General features: G+C 62.4%; 13 protein-coding genes. 11 read left to right on the plus strand and 2 right to left on the minus strand.

Annotated features, from left to right (window positions below; translation table 11 throughout):
• The first annotated feature begins 7 nt into the window (after positions 1–7).
• The 8 genes from M5G18_RS01290 to M5G18_RS01325 all read left to right on the plus strand — a co-directional run bounded on the left by M5G18_RS01290 (position 8) and on the right by M5G18_RS01325 (position 9,597).
• A complete protein-coding gene (locus M5G18_RS01290; RefSeq protein ID WP_273896887.1) occupies positions 8–1,252 on the plus strand; it encodes an MFS transporter in 1,245 nt (414 codons plus the stop codon).
• A 14-nt stretch (positions 1,253–1,266) separates the two neighbouring features.
• Positions 1,267–2,451: an aminotransferase class V-fold PLP-dependent enzyme gene (locus M5G18_RS01295; RefSeq protein ID WP_273896888.1), complete on the plus strand. Its 1,185-nt coding sequence runs from the start codon at positions 1,267–1,269 to the stop codon at positions 2,449–2,451.
• Positions 2,452–2,535: 84 nt separating this feature from the next.
• Entirely contained in the window at positions 2,536–3,051 is a 516-nt protein-coding gene (locus M5G18_RS01300; protein WP_039771138.1) for a sigma-70 family RNA polymerase sigma factor, read from the plus strand.
• Positions 3,052–4,029 (plus strand): FecR domain-containing protein, encoded by a 978-nt coding sequence (locus M5G18_RS01305; protein ID WP_273896889.1) that lies wholly within the window; start codon positions 3,052–3,054, stop codon positions 4,027–4,029.
• 94 nt (positions 4,030–4,123) lie between these two features.
• Entirely contained in the window at positions 4,124–6,538 is a 2,415-nt protein-coding gene (locus tag M5G18_RS01310; RefSeq protein WP_273896891.1) for a TonB-dependent receptor, read from the plus strand.
• Positions 6,539–6,602: 64 nt separating this feature from the next.
• Positions 6,603–7,790, plus strand: coding sequence for an ABC transporter substrate-binding protein (locus tag M5G18_RS01315; RefSeq protein WP_273896892.1), 1,188 nt, complete (start codon positions 6,603–6,605; stop codon positions 7,788–7,790).
• Positions 7,787–8,848 carry a FecCD family ABC transporter permease gene (locus M5G18_RS01320; protein WP_273896893.1) on the plus strand — a complete coding sequence of 354 codons (1,062 nt, stop codon included), beginning with the start codon at positions 7,787–7,789 and terminating at the stop codon, positions 8,846–8,848. Before M5G18_RS01315 ends, M5G18_RS01320 begins: the two co-directional genes overlap by 4 nt.
• Positions 8,842–9,597, plus strand: a complete 756-nt coding sequence (locus M5G18_RS01325; RefSeq protein WP_273896895.1) for an ABC transporter ATP-binding protein — start codon at positions 8,842–8,844, stop codon at positions 9,595–9,597. The genes M5G18_RS01320 and M5G18_RS01325 overlap by 7 nt, the downstream gene beginning before the upstream one ends.
• A gap of 10 nt (positions 9,598–9,607) precedes the next feature.
• Here the strand turns inward: M5G18_RS01325 and M5G18_RS01330 are convergent, their stop codons facing one another.
• Together M5G18_RS01330 and M5G18_RS01335 are read right to left on the minus strand one after the other, a co-directional pair.
• Positions 9,608–11,734 carry a TonB-dependent receptor family protein gene (locus tag M5G18_RS01330; protein WP_273896897.1) on the minus strand — a complete coding sequence of 709 codons (2,127 nt, stop codon included), beginning with the start codon at positions 11,732–11,734 and terminating at the stop codon, positions 9,608–9,610.
• A 98-nt stretch (positions 11,735–11,832) separates the two neighbouring features.
• Positions 11,833–13,221, minus strand: a complete 1,389-nt coding sequence (locus tag M5G18_RS01335; RefSeq protein ID WP_273896899.1) for an aminotransferase-like domain-containing protein — start codon at positions 13,219–13,221, stop codon at positions 11,833–11,835.
• Between the two features lie 347 nt (positions 13,222–13,568).
• Between M5G18_RS01335 and M5G18_RS01340 the strand changes: the two genes are divergently transcribed.
• Genes M5G18_RS01340 through M5G18_RS01350 form a run of 3 tightly spaced genes read left to right on the plus strand, consistent with a single transcriptional unit; the run spans position 13,569 to position 16,405 of the window.
• Entirely contained in the window at positions 13,569–14,774 is a 1,206-nt protein-coding gene (locus tag M5G18_RS01340) for a benzoate/H(+) symporter BenE family transporter (protein WP_011333741.1), read from the plus strand.
• Positions 14,771–15,943, plus strand: coding sequence for an NAD(P)/FAD-dependent oxidoreductase (locus tag M5G18_RS01345; protein ID WP_273896904.1), 1,173 nt, complete (start codon positions 14,771–14,773; stop codon positions 15,941–15,943). The genes M5G18_RS01340 and M5G18_RS01345 overlap by 4 nt, the downstream gene beginning before the upstream one ends.
• A gap of 30 nt (positions 15,944–15,973) precedes the next feature.
• Complete coding sequence (locus tag M5G18_RS01350) at positions 15,974–16,405, plus strand: Rid family detoxifying hydrolase (protein WP_273896905.1); 432 nt, start codon at positions 15,974–15,976, stop codon at positions 16,403–16,405.
• Positions 16,406–16,455: the final 50 nt, after the last annotated feature.

A 16,455-nucleotide genomic window follows, 5' to 3' on the forward strand; every position in this document is an offset into this window, starting at 1 on the left:
CTGACTCATGACCCAAGCAGGTGCCATCGCGGGTTCGCGCGTAAGAGTCCTGATTTATCTTCTGTTCGCGATCCAGCTCATTTCGATGGGCGCGATGGAAATGAGCGGGCCGTTCTGGCCTGTCCACCTGCGTGGGCTGACCTCGTCAGACTCGCTATTCAGTTTCGCCAGCATCGCCGTGTACGTCGGGCCGATGCTGGGCATTATTCTGACCAGTGCATTCTGGGGCCGTATCGGTGACCGCTACGGCCACAAGTTGATGATGATCCGCGCCCTCGCCGGCCTGTCATTGACCCAGCTTGGGCTGGCCCTGTGCAGTGACATCTGGGTGATCCTGATCCTGCGCTTCCTGCAAGGCGCCTTCGCCGGTTACATCGCGCCGGCCCAGGCGTATGGCGTGAGTATCGAGGCCCCTTCACGCCGGGCGCGACTGTTCGCGATCCTGCAGATTTCCACCAACGTCGGCTCGTTGCTTGGCGCGGTGGTTGGCGGGTTGATCCTCGATTACGCGACGTTCTTCTGGATCAACATGATCGCTGCGGTGCTGTGCGCCATCTGCACCGTGGTCGCGGCCGTCACGTTGCCGGATGTGCCGCCGGTGAAGAAAGCACCGGTCGCGGATAACACCGCTCCGACCAGCCACACCACCAGCGTCTGGCAAGGCACGCCTCTTCTTTCGCTGTTGGGCGTCATGGGCATTTTGCTGCTGGCGCGGATGCTGCCGCAGACATCGTTCTCGCTGTACGTCAGCTCGGTGTTCGAAGTCAGCAACTCGGTGGTCGGGCTGTGCTATGGCTTGCTGGCGCTGGGCTTCATTCTGTCGGCAACCGCGTGGTCGCGTTACTTCGAGCACCGTAGCCAGCAGGACACCTTGCAACGCATCACTTATGTCGTGATCGGCTGCATCGCGCTGACGGCACTCGCCGGCGTCACGCGTAACCCGGTCGTGTTCGTCGGCGCCTACTTCATCTGGGGTGTATTGCTGGGCGCCACGACGCCGGTATTGATGGCGCTGATCTCCAAAACCGCCGACAGCTCGCGCCAGGGCTATGTGCTGGGCATTGCCCAAAGCACCGCACAGTTCGCGTCCATTGCCGGGATCTCGGCCGGTGGTCTTCTCAGCCAGGTCTATGGTTTGCAGTACACCTACCTGTTTGTCTGCCTCGCCTACATCCTCGCGCTGATTCCCATCGTTGCGTTGCGCTACCGGCCGATGGTCATGCAACCGAGCCAGATCCCGCCGGGTGACTGATCAAGGAGTCTGCTTTGAACATTGAACAACTGCGCGCCGACACTCCGGGTGTCGAGCAATTGATTCACTTCAACAACGCCGGTGCGGCGCTGATGCCCGACCCGGTCATCGAAGTGATGACCCGTCACCTGCAACTTGAAGCCCGGATCGGCGGTTATGAAGCCGCCGGCCAACAGGCCCGGGAAGTGGAGGACGTCTACGACGCCATCGGCCAACTGATCAACGCGCGACCCGAAGAGATCGCGGTGATCGAAAACGCGACCCGCGCCTGGGACATGGCCTTCTACTCATTGCCGCTGCGGCCCGGTGATGTGGTGCTGACGTCGACCACCGAATACGCCGGCAACTACATTCCTTACCTGCAACTCAAGCAGCAGCGCGGCATCGAGATCAGGGTCATCCCCAACGATGAACAGGGCCAGGTGTCATTGCCGGCGCTGCGGGACATGCTCGGCGATGATCGGATTGCGCTGGTGTCGCTGCCGGTAATCGCCACCAACGGCGGCCCGGTGCAGCCCATCGAGCAGATCGGCGCCCTCGCCCGCGCGGCCGGCGTTCTGTTTCTGCTGGATGCCTGTCAGGGCGTCGGGCAGATGCCGATCGATGTGCAGAAAATCGGCTGCCACATGCTGGCGGCCACCAGCCGCAAATACCTTCGCGGCCCTCGGGGCAAGGGGTTTCTCTACGTCGAAAAGACTTTGTGCGAAAACCTTGAGCCAGCGTTTCTCGACCTGCATGCGGCTTCATTGCTGACACCCGACACCTTCAAAATTCGCGGAGATGCCCGGCGTTTCGAGAACTGGGAATGCAACGTCGCGGCTAAACTGGGCATGGGCGCGGCGGCCCGTTATGCGCTGGCGCAAGGCATCGAACCGATGTGGCAGCGCATTCAACGATTGTCGGCACATCTGCGCTATCGCCTGGCCGATGTGCCGGGTGTTACGTCGCAGGATCGGGGCGCGGTCAAGTCAGGCATCGTCACCTTCACCTGTCAGGACGCCAGTGCAGCGCAAGTCCAGGCATGGCTGGCGAAGCAGGAAAAACGCATCAACGTCACCACCTCGACTTTCCGCTCGACGATGCTCGACATGCAGCAACGGGACCTGCTGGAGGTCAGCCGCGCATCGCTGCACGCCTACAACACCGAAGCCGAAATCGATGCCATGGTAAACACGTTGTTGAGAATGCCCCGCGCCTGAAAACGGATGCTGATTCGCGCTTGCGTCGCGGGCTCTTTGTACACTAGCATTGGGAATACTTCTCAATTGCAAAACACTGCAGCCATGAGCGAAACCCTTCCCGCGAACAACGACAACCATCTGCGCGTGATCGAAGCGCTGTACAGCGGCCATCACGGTTGGCTGTACGCCACGCTGAAGAAAAAACTGGGTAACGCCATGGATGCGGCGGATCTGGCGCAGGATACCTTCACCCGGATCCTCGCCTCCCAGGTCACGACCATCGAGCAGCCCCGGGCGTACCTGAGTTGCGTGGCGAAGGGCATCCTCATCAACTGGTATCAGCGCAAGGCACTGGAACGCGCCTACCTCGATGCCCTCGCGCATTTGCCGGCGCCGGAAGTGCCCTCCCCGGAGCTGCGTTTCGTGGTGCTGGAAACCCTGCACGAAATCGACGCGATGCTCGACACCCTGCCGCCGCTGGTCAAACGCGCATTCCTGCTGTCGCAGATCGGCGGTTTGAAATACGCCGACATTGCCGAGCAGCTGGACGTCTCGCTGATCACCGTCAAGCGCTACATGAAACAGGCTTTCGTGCAGTGCCTGATGCTGGTGGAATGAATGCTCACGCGCCGCAGTGAACCGCCGCTCGATCCGAAAATCCTCGAAGAAGCCGCCGAGTGGCTGATGCGTCTGAGTGAAAACGACCTCAGCGAAACCGAGCGCGCGGAATGGGAATACTGGAAAGTCAGCAGCCCCGAACGCAACCGGGCATGGGCCCGCGCGCAGTTGCTGCAAAGCAAGTTCGGCGGCCTGCCGCCGTCGCTGGCGATGTCGGCGCTGGATCGTCCGAGCAACCCGGAACGCCGCGCAGCATTGGGCAAACTGGCCTTGTTGCTGGCAGCGGTACCCGCCGGTTGGGGCAGCTGGAAACTCGCGCAATCGCAGCAATGGTCCGCCGATTACCACACCGCCGTCGGCCAGCGCCGCGAACTGACCCTGGCCGACGGCTCGCAAATTACCCTGAACACCGACACGGCCATCGACATCCTGTTCGACACCCGGCAGCGGCTGATCCATTTACGCGAAGGCGAAATCCTGGTGCAGACCGCGCCGGACAACGTCGCGCAACCTCGACCTTTTCTGGTCAGCACCCGTCAGGGCCGGATGCAGGCGCTGGGTACGCGTTTCACCGTTCGTGAATGGCAGCCGCGCACCCAACTCGCCGTGCTCGAAGGCGCTGTGCAGGTCGAGCTGGCCGACAGCCCCCAGAGCGCGCCGATCATCGTCAACGCCGGGCAACGTACCGACTTTTCATCTCAAGCCTTTGGCGCAATGAACCCGACCGACCGCAACGTCGGTGCCTGGACCCAAGGCATGTTGATGGCCGACAAAATGCGGCTGGCGGATTTCGTCGTCGAACTGGCACGCTATCGCCGAGGCTTTGTGCGCTGCGATCCAGCCATTGCCGATTTGCGCATCTCCGGGGCCTTTCCCATCAGCGATACCCAACGCTCGCTGAACATGCTGGCGCAGACCTATCCCGTGCTCGTCTCCGGGCACCTGAGCGGTTACTGGGTGACGCTCTCACCCGCCTGAGCAAAAAAAATCACCGCACGGGTGATACTTTTTTTGATCTCGGCTGGCAATGAAAGGAACAACCATTCCACCTCGTCCATAGGGTCACCCCTTCATGCTCGTTGCACGACCCTTGTTTGCGGATCGTCTGCTAAAGCCCGTTATGCGCAGTGTGTTGCTCAGCGTTGTGCTGGGCCTGGCCAGCAGCGCGCTCGCCGAGGCAGCCGGGCCGACGCAACTGGACGCGGTCACTGTGCGAGCCTACAACATCGCGCCCGGCCCGCTGGGCGTGACCCTGTCGAGCTTCGCCGTGGATGCCGGCATTGCCCTGTCGTTTCAGCCGTCGATCACCGAAGGCCTCGTCAGCCCGGGATTGTCCGGCAGTTACTCGGTACAGGAAGCGGTGTCCCGACTGCTCGAAGGCAGCGGCCTGGAAATGGTCGCCCGCAGCGACGGAACGTGGACGCTGGTGGTGCGCCGGGTCACGTTGTCGGACACCACGGTCGAAGGTATCGACAAGCGCGCCGACAGCTTGCCGCCGGTGCTGGCGGGCGGTCAGGTCGCGCGTGGCGGACGCCTCGGCATTCTGGGTAACCGCGATGCGATGGACGCGCCGTTCAGCGTCAGCAGCTACACCTCGACGCTGATCAAGGACCAGCAGGCTGTCACGGTCGGCGACTTGCTGGAACGCGACTCTTCGGTGCGCTCCACCGGGCAGACAGGCGGGATTGTCGACTCGTTCTTCATTCGCGGCTTTCCCGTCGGTGAAGGCAATCTCGGCGAACTGGCCTTCGACGGCGTGTACGGCGTGGCCTCCAATTACCGGGTGTTCACCGAATACGCCGAACGGATCGAACTGGTCAAAGGCCCCGGCGCCCTGCTCTATGGCATGTCGCCCAACAGCGGCGTCGGCGGCGTGATCAACGTGGTGCCCAAGCGTTCGCTGGACGAAGACCTGACCCGCTTCACCACCAGTTACGCCTTGAATACCCAGCTCGGCGGGCACCTCGATGTCAGCCGGCGTTTCGGCGAAGAACGCCGCTTCGGCGTACGGGTCAATGGCAGCGTCCAGCAAGGCGATACCGCCATCGACAAGCAATCCCGAGAGGTCGGCATCGGCGCGATTGCCCTCGACTATCAGGGCGAACGCCTGCGCACCACCCTGGACCTGATCAATCAGAAAGAGAGCTTCGACGCCGCATCCCGCCCCTTCCTGATCGCCTCTGGCGTGGAGATTCCATCCGCAGCCAACGGCCGCACCAGCGTCAGCCAGGAATGGGGCTGGTCGGAAACCCGCGACAAATCGGCGTTGCTCGGCGGCGAATACGACCTCAACGACAACCTGACCGTGTTCGCCCACGCGGGTGGAGGAAAGTCGGATGTCGCGCGGATGTCCGACCAGACCCCGACCATCATCAACGAAGCGGGCGACACCTCGTCGATCCCCGGTTATTACAAGTTCGAAGTCCAGCGCTACACCGTCGATGCAGGGGCACGCCTGCGTTTCGACACCGGCCCGATCAGCCACAGCACCGCGCTGCAAGTCACCCGCTACCGCGATCATTTGTCCCGGGGAATCATTTCCGGCCCGGCGATCCTCTCGAACATCTACCACCCGGTCGACCGCCCGAAACCCGCGATCGCCAAACCGGATACACCCAAGGTTTCCGAAAGCGAGCTGTCGGGCGTGGCCCTTGCCGACACCCTGTCGGTGCTCGACGAACGCCTGCAAGTCACACTCGGTGTGCGCCAGCAGAACATCAAGTCGGATAACTACAACGCGGCCGGCTTCGTCACCACGCACTACGACAAAAGCAAATCCACGCCGTTGTTCGGGGTCGTCGCCAAGCCTTGGGATCATGTGTCGTTCTACTACAACTACGTCGAAGGCCTGAGCAAGGGTGACATCGCGCCCTCCGCCGCCGCCAACGCCGGCGAGATCTTTTCCCCCTATGTGTCCCGCCAGCAGGAAGTCGGGGTCAAGCTCGACTACGGAAGTTTCATGTCCACCATCGCCCTGTTTCAGCTGGAAAAGCCCAGCGGTGAACTGGCATCCGGGGTGTTCTCGGTCAACGGCGAACAGCGCAACCGTGGCGTCGAACTGAACATGGCGGGCGAGATTGCACCGGGCACGCGCCTGATCGGTGGCGTGACGCTGCTCGACGGCGAACTGACCCGCACCGGTGTCGCCGCCAATCGTGGCAACAAACCGGTCGGTGTTCCCGAGGTGCAAGCCAACCTCTGGGCCGAATGGGACGTCCCGCAGGTCGAAGGCCTGACGTTGACCAGCGGCGCGATCTACACCGGCAGCCAGTACGTCAATCAGGCCAACACTCAACAACTGGACGCCTGGACCCGCTTCGACGTCGGCGCCCGCTACGCCACGCGCATCGCCGAACGACCGACCACTTTCCGGGCCACCGTGCAGAACGTGTTCGACCGTGAATATTGGTCGGGCGTCGCTTCCTACGGCGCGTTCTCCCAGGGCGCGCCTCGTACCTTGTTGCTCTCGGCCACTGTCGATTTCTGAAACGTCCGGCCCGGTGCGGCGCCTGGCGTCGTGGTCCGATCCGGCTTTTGCAAAGGCATACACCATGGTTAATGTTTTTCGCCGCCGCCAGACCTTCGCCGCCCTGCTGTTCGCCGGGCTGCTGGGCTTGTCGTTGTCTTCCTTGATGCCAAGCTCCGCGCAGGCTGCCGAGCCGGATCCGGCCCTGGGCACCGTAACTGATTTGCAGGGCCGCACGGTCAAGGTGCACCTGCCGGTGCGTCGGGTGATCCTGGGTGAAGGTCGCCAGTTGTATCTGGTGGCCGCGCTGGATACGCATAATCCTATCGAACGCATCGTCGGCTGGCGCAAGGACCTGATCCAGTCCGACCCGGACACCTACAACGCCTACCTGCGCAAATTCCCCGACATCGCCAAGATCCCGACCTTCGGCGGTTTCGAGAGCGGCACCTTCGACATCGAGCAGGCGATCTCGCAGAAGCCTGACGTGATCATCCTCAACATCGAAGCGCAGCACGCGACCGAGGATGCCCGCTACATCGAGAAACTCGACGCCTTGGGGATCCCGGTGGTGTACGTCGACTTTCGCAACAACCCCATGCAGAACACCGAGCCGACCATGCGCCTGTTCGGCAAGTTGTTCGGCAAGGAAGAGCGCGCCGAAGCCTTTATCGATTTTCGTAACCAGCAGATCCATCGCGTCACCGACGTGATCGAGAAGCGCCACCCTGCCCGCCCCAGTGTGTTCATTGAGCGCATCGGCGGCTACACCGATGATTGCTGCCTGAGTTTCGGTAACGAGAACTTCGGTCTGTTCGTCGACATGGCCGGCGGCAACAACATCGCCCGACGGATCATTCCGAGTACGTTCGGACAGCTGAACCCTGAGCAAGTGATCGTCGCCAATCCCGACCACGTCGTGGTCACCAGCGCCGACTGGGAAGCCTTTGCACCGGGCGGCCATTGGGTCGGCGTCGGCCCGGGCGCGGACTTGACTGAGGCCCGGCGCAAACTGGCCTGGTACACCCAACGCCCGGCCTACGCCGGCATCAAGGCGCAGGACACTCAGGCGTTTCATGCGATCTGGCACCAGTTCTACAACAGCCCTTACCAGTTCGTGGCCATTCAGCAGTTGGCCAAATGGTTTCACCCGGAACTGTTCGCCGATCTGGATCCCGACGCCGCATTTCGCGAGATGCACGAGCGCTTCCTGCCAGTGCCGTATGAGCCGGGCTATTTCGTCAGCCTGCAAAAAACCGAGGCCAAACCATGAGTTCACTGGGCGAAGCACCGATTGTGCAGAGCGTCACCTATCGCCGATTGGTGCTGCGTAAACGGCTGATTCTGCTCGGGCTGGCCGTGCTGCTGATCTTCAGCGTGCTGCTCGATCTGGCGCTGGGCCCGGCTCGTTACAGCCTCAGCGAAGTGCTCGGTGCATTGTTCTCGCCGGACACCGCATCGGCACAAGTGCGGGTGGTGATGTGGGATATACGCCTGCCGGTGGCGTTGATGGCGGTCGCTGTCGGCGCGGCGCTTTCGCTGGCCGGGGCGCAGATGCAGACCATCCTCAACAATCCGCTCGCCAGCCCCTTCACCCTCGGCATTTCTGCGGCGGCCGGTTTCGGCGCAGCGCTGGGGCTGGCCTTCGGCGTGGCGCTGTTTCCGCTGGCGGCGCAATACATGGTTCCGCTCAACGCGTTCATCATGGCGATGCTTTCGGCGCTGCTGATTCACTTCATGAGCATGCGCCGTGGCGTCACCGCCGAAACCATCGTGCTGCTCGGCATTGCGCTGGTGTTTACCTTCAATGCGCTGCTGGCGCTGGTGCAGTTCTTCGCCACCGAACAAGCCGTGGCGGCCGTGGTGTTCTGGACCATGGGCAGCCTGACCAAAGCCACCTGGCCGAAACTCGGGGTGATCTGCGTGGTGATCCTCATCACCCTGCCGATCTTCGCCAGACGCGCGTGGGCAATGACGGCCCTGCGCCTGGGCGATGACAAGGCCGCCAGCTTCGGCATCAACGTGCGCAGCCTGCGTTTTCAGACGCTGATCATGGTCAGCCTGCTCGCTTCGTTTCCGGTGGCGTTCGTCGGCACGATCGGCTTTATCGGACTGGTCGGGCCGCACATCGCGCGGATGCTGATCGGCGAGGATCAGCGGTTTTTCCTGCCGGCCTCGTTGCTGACCGGTGCGCTGATCCTGTCCGCCAGTTCGGTGGTCAGCAAGACGCTGATCCCGGGGGCGATATTCCCCATCGGCGTGGTTACGTCACTGATCGGCGTTCCGTTCTTCATTTCTCTGATTCTCAACGGTAAGAAAAACTCATGGTGAAGATCCGGCTCGACAACCTCGGCGCCCGCTACGGGCAGCGCGAGATCATTTCCGGTGTCAGCACCGCAACATTTACCGGCGGCCAGGTCGTGGCGGTTGTCGGCCCCAATGCGGCGGGTAAATCGACGTTGTTCAAACGCATGGCCGGGCTGATCGACGGCCCGGGCGAAGTGATTCTGGAAGGCTCGACAAAAGGCACGCAGGGCATCAGCTACATGCCGCAAGGCCTGAACGCCAGTGCCCGGTTGACGGTGTACGAATCAGTGCTTCTGGCGCGCAAGCAGCTGACGCCCAACTGGTCGGTTCACGACGATGAACTGAAACTGGTGGACGAGATTCTCGATGCACTCGGGATCACCGAACTGTCATTCCGCAACCTCGGGGAATTGAGCGGCGGTCAGCAGCAACTGGTGTCAATCGCCCAGACGCTGGTGCGCGAGCCGGAAATCCTGCTGATGGACGAACCCACCAGCGCACTCGACATGCACCGGCAGGTTCAGGTGTTGAACTTCATGAAGGCCTTGGCACGCCGTCGCGAAGTAATCGTGTTCATCGCCATCCACGACTTGAATCAGGCACTGCGTTTTGCCGATCAGGTGCTGGTCATCGCAGGCGGCACGGCCCATGGCAGCGGGCCCAGCCATGAAGTCATCACCGAGCCGATGCTGCGCACGGTCTACAAGGTCGAGGCGCGGATCGAGCAATGCAGTCGCGGGCAGCACCATATTCTGATCGATGACATTGTCTGAGGGCTGGCCCTCAGAGCAAACTCCACGACACCCCGACATACATCGCCATGCCCTCACCCGGCGTGGAGCGTGCGGCGTCCAGTCCTTTATCGTCATAGCCTGGCGTAACGGTAGCGGCGTAGTGTTTGTCGGTCAGGTTGCGCATGTCCAGCCAGGTCTGCCAGTCGCCCTTCGGCGCGTTGTAGCCCAACGTGGCGCCGAAGGTGGCGTAAGGATCGGCGTAGTAGCTGTTGGCATAATCCACTGCGGTTTTCGAGACCAGTTGCGTGTTGACCGCTGCGAAGAAGCCCTGCGGAAAGTCGTAGCGCAGTTCGCCCTGGTAATAATGCATCGGCAGGCCCGGCAGGCGGTTGTCGCCGAAGCGATCGTCGTCGCGGTAGTGGAAGTCGCTGAAGGTGTAGGCCTGACGCAGGCTCAACTTGCCGCCATCGTTCGCTGACCACAGGTTGCTGTTCAGACTGGCTTCAATACCTTGGTGCACGGTCGGGCTGGCGTTGAGTTCGTAAGGCGTGGTCGCGTTGGCGTCCGGCAATACCGAGAGCAATTCGTGGCGCACCTGCGCGTAGTACCAGGCCAGGCTCCATTCGCCGAGTGCGCTGTCGCCACGGCCGCCGAGTTCCAGTGTGGTCGCGGTCTGGTTCTGCAGTTTGACCGGATCACGCTGAGTGCCGGTGGCAGCGCCGCTGCCGGTCGGGAATCGTACGTTGGAGCTGTAGATCAGCGACCACGGATGCGGCGCTTCGACCGAGCGGCTGAGGTTGCCGAACAATTGCAGGTCCGGCGTCACCTGATAGCGCAGGCCCAGGCGTGGTGCGTAATCCCAGTCGCCAAGGCTGGTCTTGCCGCCACCTTCCGGGTAGGTCACCGCACTTTCGCGGCGGGTGTAGATCGCGGCGAGGCCGGTGGTCAGCCACAGGTCATCGGCGATTTCCAGGTCGTTGCCCACGTGCAGGACAGAATCCGAACCCTGATAAGTGAAGTTGCGCATGTGGGTGCCCGGCGCGTAGCGGGCAGTATTGCCGGTGGGAATCCGCACCAGTTCGCTGGCACCGTCATTGGGCAGGTGTTTGGTCACTCGCAGGCCCACGGTGCTGTTGCTCTCCATTCCCCAGAGCGTGTCGCGGCGCTTGTAGTCGAACGTGCCGCTGACATCGGTGTATGCGACCTTCAGGCGGTTAGGGCCTTCGCGCAGGTCCATCGGGTAATCGTGATAAACCAGACCGGCCTGAATACTCGAATCGTCATCGATGTAGTACGTGGTCTTGTTGCCGATGAAGGTGCTGCCGGGCTGATCGCGGCTGTCGTTGCGCGTCACGTAGGCCGGGTTGGCCGCGCGCGGATCGTGTTCGATGGAGTGCTTGGTCACCCGCCCGGCGAGGTCGTTGTCGGTCTCGCGGTGACGGATGTAGAAGCGGGTTTCAAGATTCGGATTGAAGCGATAACCGAAGTTGGCAATCACGCCCTGGCTCTTGCTGGCGGTGTGATCCTGATAACCGTCGGAATGCGCGTCGGTCATCGACAGGTAGTAATCGAAATCGCCCAGCACCTGACCGGAGCTGACTTGTCGCTGGGCATAACCGTGGCTGCCCATCACGTAACGCACGTTCAGTAGCGGCGCGTTGTAGCCGGTGTGGCTGACGTAATCGACGGCGCCGCCAAACGCCAGCGCACCGCGATCAAAACCGTTGGCACCGCGCAGCACTTCCACATGATCGAGCCACAGCGGCTCCAGCAATTCGTAAGGCGTGCCGCCGGGGCCGGTCAGCGGCAGACCGTCGAGCATCGTGTACAGCCCGGACGCGTGGGCGCCGGGGGCACGGTTAATGCCCGAGCCACGGATCGAGATTTTCGTCCCTTCGTTGCCCGCCGACTGGGCATAGACCCCGGGCTGATACGCCAACACGTCCTGATTGCTCGCAACCCGGCCCTGCAACGGGCGGCGCATATCGACCACGCTGGTGCCGCCGGGCACCTGCGCAAGCCGCGCCTCGGCCTCTTCAACCGACGCATCCTCCCCGCTCCGGTCCTCGGCGCCGATCAGCACCTGCCCCAATTCCAGGCGCTGGCTTTCAGCCAGGGCCGGACAGGCCAGGGTCAGCCCCAGCAAGGCAGTGGGCAGGGTTTTGAACGCGGGCATCGAGAGCACTCCAGACATACGGGAACGGGCAGTGAGAACTGCGACGTATGAAGGAACGAATGGAGCACATGGGGATTTGGTTTTTTGCCCGCCAGGACTCAGTAATACCGCCGCGGATCGGAATCGATCAGGCTGGCCAGTTTGGTCAGGGCGAAACGCAGTTCTTCATGACTGGTCGGCGACATCAGCACCAGCCGCACGCACCGGGTGATCCCCGAGCGCTCGGCCTGGAACTGAGTGCCGCTGAGCACCAATACGCCGTTGGCCCGGGCGAGCATGGTGAATTCGTCGGCGGTCCAGGGTTCGGGCAGTGTCAGCCAGACGTGGTACGAGTACGGCTGGGTCTTGAGTTCGAAACCAGCGAAGATTTCCTGGGCGATTGCCTGACGGCCGGCGGCCTCGTTGCGCTGGATGCGGATCAGTTTCTTGTCCAGGCCTTCGGTGATCACATTGCTGGCCAGTTGCGCGGTCAGCGGCGACGGCATCCACACGCTGCTGCGCACCATCGAGGTCAGGCGCGACAGCAATTTCGGCGGGCTGTAGAGATAGCCGACGCGCAAGGCCGGCATGACCGATTTGGACAGGCTGGTGAGGTACACCGAACGGTCCGGTGCAAACGCCGACAGCGGTTTGATCGACGGATCGGTGGCCAGAAAACCGTAGATGTCATCGTCGAGGATGATGAAGTCGAATTCCTCGGCCAGCGCCGCAATCTGCGCCCGGCGCTTGTGCGACATGATCGACGCCGTCGGGTTCTGACAGGTCGCCACGCACACCAGCATCGCCGGTTTCTCCCGCAGGCACAGCTCGCGCAACGCTTCGGGGATGATCCCTTCGTCGTCCATGGCCACGCCACGCAGACGACGCTCGAGGCCATGGGCCAGGGAAATGATGCCTGGGTAACAGAGCTCTTCGCAGAGCACCAGGTCGCCGGCATTGGTCAGGGCGCTCATCGCGACCATCAGGCCATGCTGGGCGCCGGCGGTGATCACCACTTGCTGCCATTGCGCGTCGGGCAATGAATGACGCAACCACTGCGCGCCCGCCTCGCGATGGGCCGGGTGGCCGCCATCAGGCGCGTAATCCAGGGCGCGGGCGAAATCCGTGCTTTTGGCCATGCCCACCAGCGCGCCGCGCAACCAGTACTCCAGCGTCTCGCTGTAGGGCTTGATGATCGACAGATCAAGCAGTTCCGACTGCCCCAGATTCAGCGGCGCGGCACTGTTGCTCGCCGGCAGTTCCAGCTGGCTCTGGCTCAGCACATACGTCCCGCGCCCCACCTCGCCCTGCACCAGACGCCGCCGATGGGCTTCGCTGTACGCCCGGCTGATCGTGCCCGGCGTGACATTCAAGGTGGTGGCCAGCTCCCGCAGGGTCGGCAGGCGATCGCCTTCGTTCAACACGCCGTTACTGATATCGCGCGCCAACGCATCGGCAATCGACAAATACATCGGCTGGCTGAACTCGCTTAGCTGGGGAACCCACATGAATGATCACTGCCCATCGTAGAAATGATGAATATCCGAGCATATCACACGGAGGTTAGGCAACTAATAAATCAACCCAATCGATCAATTGAGTCGATTGGCTCCACGATTGAATCGATACGCGCCGTGGCGATAAAATAATTGCAAAATAATTTATCGGCTTATTAATCAAATACTTAATCTGCTAATAGCGGAAAAACAGGGACTGATAGCAAAAAAACATCTCGTAACAACCTGACGGACTATTGAATCAACTCAATTCATTCAAATACACTCATCTCGAATCGAATCAATCGACTCAATCCTCCTGACCACTGCGCGACTCCGCCGCGCCAAGCCGAGACATCATGGACACAATCAGAAAGGACCTATCCCTCTCAGCCGTCATTGCGGGCTTCATTGCCGTGATCATTTCCTATGCCGGCCCACTCATCATCGTGTTCCAGGCCGCCAAGGAAGCGCACCTGCCCAACGACGTGGTGTCATCGTGGATCTGGGCCATTTCCATTGGCAGCGGGATCACCGGTCTGCTGTTGAGCTGGCGTTTGCGGATCCCGGTGATCACGGCGTGGTCGACCCCAGGCGCGGCGTTGCTGGTGTCGATGCTGCCGACCGTCACCCTGCCCCAGGCCATCGGCGCTTATATAGTGGCCTCGCTGATCATCGCCATCGTGGGGCTGTCCGGCGCCTTCGACAAATTGATGAGCCGCCTGCCCAAAGCGATCGCCGCCGCCATGCTCGCGGGCATTCTGTTTCGCTTCGGCGCCGAGCTGTTCACCTCGATCAAGCTGCAGCCGGAGCTGGTGCTGTCAATGATCGCCGCGTACCTGATCTTCAAACGCGTCTCGCCGCGCTACGCCATTCTGTCGGTGCTGATTGTCGGCTGCGCCGTCGCCGCCTCGTTCGGCACCCTCAACAGCGGCTCGATCACCATCGCCGTGGCCCAACCGGTGTTCATCGCCCCTGAATGGAGCTGGCACGCGATCATCAACATCGGCCTGCCACTGGCGCTGGTGACCCTGACCGGCCAATACGTGCCAGGCATGGCGGTGTTGCGCACCTCGGGCTACAACACCCCGGCCCGCTCGATCATTTCGGTCACTGCAATCGGTTCGGTCCTGATGGCGCCGTTCGCCTCCCACGGTTTCAACCTGGCGGCCATCACCGCCGCAATCTGCACCGGCCGCGAAGCCCACGAAGACCGTGACAAGCGCTACATCGCCGGGATCGCCTGCGGGGTGTTCTACATCCTCATGGGCACCTTCGGCGCGACTCTGGCATCGGTGTTTTCCGCCCTGCCCAAAGAACTGATTGCCTCCCTCGCCGGCCTCGCCCTGTTCGGTGCAATCAGCGCCGGCCTGACCGGCGCCATGGCTGACGAGAAACAACGCGAAGCCGCCCTGATCACCTTCCTGGTGACGGCTTCCGGCATGAGCTTCCTCGGCCTGGCCGCCGCGTTCTGGGGCTTGATCTTCGGCCTTGTCGCCCACTTCGTGCTGACCTGGACCCGGGAAAGCAAAGCTGCCGCCATTGCCGAGGGCAGCCGTCCATGATCGCTCGTTACGATTTCATTGTGGTGGGCGGCGGCATCGCCGGTGTCTCGGCCGCTTATGAGCTGGCCGCATATGGCAGCGTCTGCCTGCTCGAACAGGAACAGCAACTGGCCTATCACACCACCGGCCGTTCGGCGGCGATCTCGATGGAAAGCTACGGCAACCAGCAGATCCGCTCGCTGACCTGCGCGTCCCGACGTTTCTTCGAGAACCCGCCGGAAGGTCTGGCCGAGCACCCGCTGTGGGCGCCTCGGGGTGCCTTGATCGTGGCGCAGGCCGCGCGGGTGGACAAACTGGCCACGCGTTTCAATGCGGTATTGGCGCAAGTGCCAAGCGCAAAGCTCCTCGATGCCAAGCAGGTGCTGGAATTGGTGCCCTACCTCGCCGAAGGCGCCTGGAGCGCCGGAATCTATGAGCCCAGCGCCTTCGATCTGGATGTGCACGGGATCCATGGCGCCTACCTCGGCGGCCTGCGCGCCCGGGGCGGCGTGATCAAACGCGAGACCGAAGTGCTGCGCGGCGAACGACGCGCCGGGCACTGGACCTTGCACACCGCTGACGGCCAGCAACTGGAAGCCGCCATCGTGGTCAACGCGGCCGGTGCCTGGGCCGATGAACTGGCCAAGCGCTGCGGCGTGCCCAAGGTCGGCGTGCGGCCGTTGCGGCGTACCGTGCTGGCAGTCGATCCGCAGTGCGACGTGCACCACACGCCGTATCTGGGCACGGTCGACGAAGACATTTTCATCAAGCCCGAAGCCGGACGGCTGATCGTTTCGCCCTGCGACGAAAGCCCTTCGCTGCCCTGCGATGCATTGCCGGAAGAACTGGATTTGGCGATCACCATGGATCGCCTGCAGAACACCACACGCCTGCGCCCACGCTCGATCATCAATAAATGGGCCGGCCTGCGCACGTTTGTTGCCGACCGCTCGCCGGTGCTCGGCCAGGATCCCGAAGAAGAAAGCTTCATCTGGCTGGCCGCCCTCGGTGGCTACGGCATTCAGGCCGCACCGGCCATTGCCCGGCTGTGCGCCCACGCTGCGCTGGGTGTCGCCATGCCGGCGGATCTGGCGGCGCTGCAACTCAATTACCAGCACTTTTCCCCGGCTCGCTGCCGCGACGAGGCATTTGCCCGCCTGGCCGTGAAACAGGTTGCCGATTTGCACTAACCCACCACCCACCCAACAAGGATCGTCACCATGCAAACCAACGCTCAACTCCAGTCCGCCGCCAAGCCATTCCTGGGCGAAGAAAATGTGATTTTCACCGACAAGGCCCCTCTGCCACTGGGCACCTATTCCCAGGGGATCAAGGTCAGCCACGGGCAGACCATCTACCTGTCGGCCCAGACGCCCGTGTCGGCGCTGAACAACGAAGTGTTGGCCAAGGACTTCGAAGGCCAGTTGCGCCAGACCCTCGACAATCTGGCGCAAATGGCCGAGGCCGCCGGTGGCAGCCTGGCGAACGTGGTCAAGGTGACGGCGTTCATCACTGATCTGAGCGAGTTCCCGACCCTGAACCGGGTCATGGAGGAGTACTTCACCCCGCCGTATCCGGCCCGCACCACCGCCGGCGCCAGCGCCCTGGCGCGCAATACCCTGGTCGCCATCGACGCCATCATGGCGGTCTGAAACACCGTCTGTCAGCAGTGCCCGCCGGTCCGTTTTTTCGGGCCGGCGTC

Origin of the sequence: Pseudomonas aphyarum (assembly GCF_028657055.1) — a bacterium.
In the GTDB taxonomy this organism is placed as follows: domain Bacteria; phylum Pseudomonadota; class Gammaproteobacteria; order Pseudomonadales; family Pseudomonadaceae; genus Aquipseudomonas; species Aquipseudomonas aphyarum.